5 protein-coding genes are annotated in these 6082 nt (G+C 67.6%); 4 read left to right on the top strand and 1 reads right to left on the bottom strand.

What is annotated here, in order from left to right:
* Positions 1 to 941 (bottom strand): type I pantothenate kinase (gene coaA, locus A5624_RS18670; protein ID WP_232002279.1); only part of this gene is annotated, 941 nt, incomplete at its 3' end.
* A gap of 116 nt (positions 942 to 1057) precedes the next feature.
* On the opposite strand from coaA, the gene A5624_RS18665 reads away from it, so the two are divergent.
* From A5624_RS18665 to A5624_RS18650, 4 genes are all read left to right on the top strand, one after another.
* Positions 1058 to 2527, top strand: a complete 1470-nt coding sequence (locus tag A5624_RS18665) for a glycine hydroxymethyltransferase (RefSeq protein ID WP_066869151.1) — start codon at positions 1058 to 1060, stop codon at positions 2525 to 2527.
* Positions 2528 to 2649: 122 nt separating this feature from the next.
* Positions 2650 to 3477 (top strand): acyl-ACP desaturase, encoded by an 828-nt coding sequence (locus A5624_RS18660; protein WP_066869172.1) that lies wholly within the window; start codon positions 2650 to 2652, stop codon positions 3475 to 3477.
* A 252-nt stretch (positions 3478 to 3729) separates the two neighbouring features.
* Complete coding sequence (locus A5624_RS18655; RefSeq protein WP_066869148.1) at positions 3730 to 5031, top strand: PhoH family protein; 1302 nt, start codon at positions 3730 to 3732, stop codon at positions 5029 to 5031.
* Between the two features lie 55 nt (positions 5032 to 5086).
* A complete protein-coding gene (locus A5624_RS18650) occupies positions 5087 to 5962 on the top strand; it encodes a polysaccharide deacetylase family protein (RefSeq protein WP_066869145.1) in 876 nt (291 codons plus the stop codon).
* The last annotated feature ends 120 nt before the right edge of the window (positions 5963 to 6082 follow it).

The raw sequence follows: 6082 nt of genomic DNA, 5'->3' as shown, positions 1-6082 counted from the left end.
CGCACCCTGGTGCTGCGCAAGGACGCCGACCACTCCATCAACCGGCTGCGGCTGCGCAAGCTCTGACGGCGCGGCCGGGTCGGCAGGATGTTCTCGACGAGGTTGGGGCGGTTGATGGATCGCCAGATCTCGCGGGCCGCGGCCACCGCCTTGGTGTCGTTGAGCGCCGAGTAGTGGTGGAAGTGCGATTCGGGATCGGCGAACGCGGTGCTGCGCATGGCCAGGAACCGCGAGACGTACCACTGCTCGATGTCTTCGATCCGGGCGTCGACGTACACGCCGAAGTCGAACAGGTCCGACACCATCAGCGTCGGACCGGTCTGCAGCACGTTGAGACCCTCGAGGATCAGGATGTCCGGGTGGCGGACCACGTGCTTGGCCCCCGGGATGATGTCGTATTTCAGGTGCGAATACACCGGCGCGCAGGCGTAATCCGAACCGGATTTGACCGAGGTCACGAACCGCATCAGCGCCCGCCGGTTGTAGCTTTCCGGAAATCCCTTGCGGTGCATCAGGTTTCGCCGCTCCAGCTCGGCATTCGGGTACAGGAAGCCGTCGGTGGTGACCAGGTCCACCCGCGGGTGGTGGTCCCAGCGCGCCAACAGCGCCTGCAGCACACGGGCGGTCGTGGACTTGCCGACCGCCACGCTGCCGGCCACCCCGATGATGAACGGCACCGGCCGGTCGGGGTTTTGCTGCGGTTCGCCGAGGAATTCGGCGGTGGCGGCGAACAATCGCTGCCGCGCCGCGACCTGCAGGTGAATGAGCCGGGCCAGCGGCAGGTAGACCTCTTCGACTTCGAGCAAGTCGATCTGCTCACCCAGACCGCGCAGGCCGACCAACTCCTCCTCGGTGAGGGCCAGCGGCGTCGACATACGAAGCGCACGCCATTGCTTTCGGTCGAACTCCACATAAGGGCTCGGCTCGCTAAGCCGCGGCATAGTGCAAGTGTTACAGCAGCGCCGAAAAGCCCGACGGCTGGGCTGGCGAAAACTCGACGCCGGATAGCGCCGAGCGCCCTCGCTGTGGGGTTAATCGGCCGACTAGTCTCGTTCTCATGTCAGCCGACTTGACCCGCACCGCCACCTCGACCACGTCGCCGGGCGCCGAATACGCCGACACCGCGAGCGCTGCCTACCGCGCCGCATTGCAGGTGGTCGAGTCCGTCGAACCGCGCATCGCCGCGGCGACGCGCAAAGAGCTCGACGACCAACGTGCTTCGCTCAAGCTGATCGCTAGCGAGAACTACGCATCGCCCGCGGTGTTGCTGACCATGGGCACCTGGCTGTCGGACAAGTACGCCGAGGGCACCATCGGACACCGCTTCTACGCGGGCTGTCAGAACGTCGACACCGTGGAAAGCGTCGCCGCCGAGCACGCTCGTGAGCTGTTCGGGTCGCCGCACGCCTACGTGCAGCCGCACTCGGGCATCGACGCCAACCTCGTTGCGTACTGGGCGATCTTGGCCACCCGGATCGAGGCGCCGGGCCTGGCCGATGCCGGCGTCAAGCACGTCAACGACTTGTCCGAGGCGGAATGGGAGAAGCTGCGCAACAAGTTGGGCAACCAGCGCCTGTTGGGCATGTCGCTGGATGCCGGCGGCCACCTCACCCACGGCTTCCGGCCCAACATCTCCGGCAAGATGTTCCACCAGCGCAGCTACGGCACCGACCCCGACACCGGGTTCGTCGACTACGGCGCCGTTGCGGCCGCCGCGCGCGAGTTCAAGCCGCTGATCATCGTGGCCGGCTACTCCGCTTACCCGCGCCGCATCAATTTCGCGACGATGCGTGAGATCGCCGACGAGGTCGGCGCCACCCTGATGGTGGACATGGCGCATTTCGCCGGCCTGGTGGCGGGCAAGGTGTTCACCGGCGACGAGGATCCGGTGCCGCACGCCCATGTCACGACCACGACGACGCACAAGTCGCTGCGCGGTCCCCGCGGCGGCCTCATCCTGTGCCAACCCGAGTACGCCGACGCTGTCGACAAGGGCTGCCCGATGGTGCTCGGCGGGCCACTGTCGCACGTGATGGCGGCCAAGGCCGTCGCGCTCGCCGAGGCGCGGCAGCCGGCGTTCCAGGCCTATGCCCAGCGGATCGCAGACAACGCTCAGGCTCTGGCCGACGGCTTCCTCAAGCGCGATGCCCACTTGGTCACCGGGGGCACCGACAACCACCTCGTGCTGCTCGACGTCACATCGTTCGGCCTTACGGGACGTCAAGCCGAGTCGGCCTTGTTGGACGCCGGCGTCGTCACCAACCGCAACGCCATCCCCACCGACCCCAACGGCGCCTGGTACACCAGTGGCATCCGGCTCGGCAGCCCGGCGCTGACCACCCGTGGCTTCGGTCCGGCCGACTTCGACCGGGTGGCCGAACTGATCGTCGATGTTCTGGCCAACACGAAGCCGGAAGGTACCTCCAAGGCCAAGTACTCGCTGGCCGATGGCACCGCCGAACGGGTCAGCGCGGCCGCGGCCGAACTGTTGGACGCCAACCCGCTCTACCCGGGCCTCGCGCTCTAGGCTTCGCCGTAGGAGGGGCTCTAGAGTGCCCGGCGGGACGGGCCTGAGGACCTAAGTCACCAGTTGGCGCGACACGACCCGGCCGATTTCATGAACCTGTGTACGCGGGTTACAGTTATCTCATGGCCGAAAGACCTGTCGCTAACGCGCTGACCCTGGAACTCGAGCCGGTCGTCGAAGCGAACATCGACCGCCACCTGTCCACCGAAGAACTCTGGTTCGCGCACGACTACGTGCCGTTCGAACGGGGCGAGAACTTCGCCTTCCTCGGTGGGCGCGACTGGGACCCGTCGTCGATGACGTTGCCGCGGCCGTTGACCGACGCCTGCGAGATCATGTTGCTGCTCAAGGACAACCTGGCCGCGCACCACCGCGAGCTGGTCGAGCACTTCATCCTCGAGGACTACTGGGGCCGCTGGCTGGGCCGGTGGACCGCCGAGGAGCACCTGCACGCCATCGCGTTGCGCGAGTACCTGGTGGTGACCCGCGAGGTCGACCCGACCGCCAACGAAGAGGCCCGCGTCCAGTACGTCATGAAGGGCTACCGCGCCGACACCTACTCGCAGGTGGAGATCCTGGTGCACATGGCGTTCGTCGAACGCACCCACGCCGTGTTCTGCGAGAACCTGGCCGCGCAACTCGAGGAGCCCATCCTGGCCGGCCTGGTCGACCGGATCGCCCGCGACGAGCGCCGGCACGAACTGTTCTTCTCCAACCTCGTCGCGCACTGCCTCGAGTACACCCGCGACGAGACCATCGCGGCGATCGCCGCCCGCGCGGCCGACCTTCAGGTGCCCGGCGCCGACATCGACGCATATGCGGACAAGGTGCGAAACGTCGACGAGGCAGGCATTTTCGGTCCGGAGCAGCTGCGCCAGGCGATCTCCGACCGCATCGCCGCATGGGGAGTCGCGGACGAGCCCCAGCTGCGGCAATTCGTCGTCGGCTAGGCCGGCCCGCACCCACCTCACCACATCGACCACCCACTGGGAGTGGTCGCGCTCCGCAACGTCGGCGCGCCTGCACAGCGGGCGGACGACCACGGGAGTAGCGTCGTTCTCGATGGTCAGCGTCAAGCTCTGCTGCCAGGGCGGCACCTCCCGTCACCACAACGGAAGGACCGGCCCCGGTCCTGGTGCTGCGGTTCCCGTCGACATGCCTGTGCGGGTCCGCGCGGGCTCATCCCGCTCGAGGAGCGCTACGTGACCGAAATCCGGACCTACGTGATCGACACTTCCGTGCTGCTGTCCGACCCCTGGGCGTGCAGCCGGTTCGCCGAACACGAGGTGGTTGTTCCGCTGGTGGTGATCAGCGAGCTGGAGGCCAAACGCCACCATCACGAGCTGGGCTGGTTCGCGCGCCAGGCGTTGCGGCTGTTCGACGACCTCCGGCTGGAACACGGTCGCCTAGATCAGCCCATTCCCATTGGGACACAAGGCGGTACGCTGCACGTCGAGCTCAACCACACCGACCCGACGGTGCTGCCCAGCGGCTTCCGCAATGACAGCAACGATTCCCGGATCCTCAGCTGCGCCGCGAACCTGGCCGCCGAGGGCAAGCGAGTCACGTTGGTCAGCAAGGACATTCCGCTTCGGGTCAAGGCCGCCGCGGTGGGCCTGGCCGCCGACGAGTACCACGCCCAAGACGTGGTGGCCTCCGGCTGGTCGGGCATGCGCGAGATCGAGACGGCCACCGAGGACATCGACGCGCTGTTCACCGACGGCGAGATCGATCTGACCGAAGCGCGAGACTTGCCCTGCCACACCGGCGTTCGGCTGCTCGGCGGCAGCTCGCATGCACTGGGCCGGGTCAACGCCGACAAACGCGTCCAGCTGGTTCGCGGCGACCGGGAGGTGTTCGGGCTGCGCGGGCGCTCGGCCGAACAGCGCGTGGCGCTCGACCTGCTGCTCGACGAATCGGTGGGCATCGTGTCGCTGGGCGGCAAGGCCGGCACCGGCAAGTCGGCGCTCGCGCTCTGCGCCGGTCTGGAGGCGGTGCTCGAGCGCCGGACCCAGCGCAAGGTGGTGGTGTTCCGGCCGCTGTATGCCGTCGGGGGTCAGGAGCTGGGCTATCTGCCGGGCAGCGAGAGCGAAAAGATGGGACCGTGGGCGCAGGCCGTCTTCGACACCCTCGAGGGGCTGGCCAGCCCGGCCGTGCTCGAGGAGGTGCTGTCGCGCGGCATGCTCGAGGTGCTGCCGCTGACCCACATCCGCGGCCGCTCGCTGCACGACTCCTTCGTCATCGTCGACGAGGCCCAATCGCTGGAGCGCAACGTCCTGCTGACGGTGCTGTCGCGGCTGGGCACCGGATCGCGGGTGGTGCTCACCCACGACATCGCCCAGCGCGACAACCTGCGGGTGGGCCGCCATGACGGGGTCGCCGCGGTGATCGAGAAGCTCAAGGGCCATCCGCTGTTCGCCCACATCACGTTGTTGCGCAGTGAGCGATCGCCGATCGCCGCCCTGGTCACCGAGATGCTCGAGGAGATCGCGGGCCCGCAGTGAGCGCCTGACCAGCGCGCTCGATCCGGGGCAGGCCCGCCTTCGATAAACTTCCACGGTGGCGAAACGACCCGACACCCTCACCTGGCGCTACTGGCGCACGGTGGTCGGCGTGGCGGCCGCGGTCGCGGTGCTGGTGATCGGGGGGCTCACGGGTCACGTGACCCGCGCCGACGACCTCAGCTGCTCGGTCGTCAAATGCGTCGCCCTGACCTTCGACGACGGGCCGGGGCCGTTCGACGAGCGGCTGCTGCAGATCCTCAAGGATAACGACGCCAAGGCGACGTTCTTTCTGATCGGCAACAAGGTGGCCGCCAACCCGGCCGGCGCCAAGCGCATCGCCGACGCCGGGATGGAGATCGGCAGCCACACCTGGGAACACCCCAACATGACCACGATCCCGCGCGAGGACATCGCCGCCCAGTTCACCAAGGCCAACGACGCGATCACCGCCGCGACCGGGCGCACCCCAAACCTGTATCGCCCCGCGGGCGGGCTGTCCGACCCCGTGGTGCGTCAGACCGCCGGCCAATACGGGCTGGCCGAAATCCTTTGGGATGTCATCCCTTTCGACTGGGCGAACGACTCGAACACGGCCGCGACCCGCTACATGCTGATGACCTACATCAAGCCGGGCTCGGTGGTGTTGCTGCACAGCACCTATTCCAGCACCGTCGATCTGGTGTATCAGTTCATCCCGGTGCTCAGGGCCAACGGGTACCGAATGGTGACGGTCAGCGACCTGCTGGGACCGCGAGCGCCCGGCAGCAGTTACGGCAGCCGTGAAAACGGTCCACCGGTCAACGGTCTGCACGACATCCCGCCCGCCGACATCCCCACGCTGCCCAACACGCCCTCGCCCAAACCGATGCCCAACTTCCCGATCACCGACATCCCTGGGCAGAACTCCGGCGGGCCGAACAACGGTGCCTAGCACACATTTCGGGTCGCCCGCGACTACGTTTGTAGGGTGATCACCGTGGGCTGGCTTCGGGATCGGCTTCCGCGACGATGGCGCGGTACGGCGCAGCGGCCGGCCGCCGGAGGGCGAAAG

This window comes from Mycobacterium sp. 1482292.6, assembly GCF_001672995.1.
Lineage (GTDB): Bacteria > Actinomycetota > Actinomycetes > Mycobacteriales > Mycobacteriaceae > Mycobacterium > Mycobacterium europaeum_A.
The sequence above is the reverse complement of the archived record's forward strand: the minus strand, read 5'-3'. Positions and strand labels throughout refer to the sequence as shown.

Bases quoted from the DNA above. Each gene is read 5' to 3' on its own strand.
- A5624_RS18660 (WP_066869172.1), top strand. From the start codon at position 2,650: ATGGCCGAAAGACCTGTCGCTAACGCGCTGACCCTGGAACTCGAGCCG.
- A5624_RS18665 (WP_066869151.1), top strand. From the start codon at position 1,058: ATGTCAGCCGACTTGACCCGCACCGCCACCTCGACCACGTCGCCGGGC.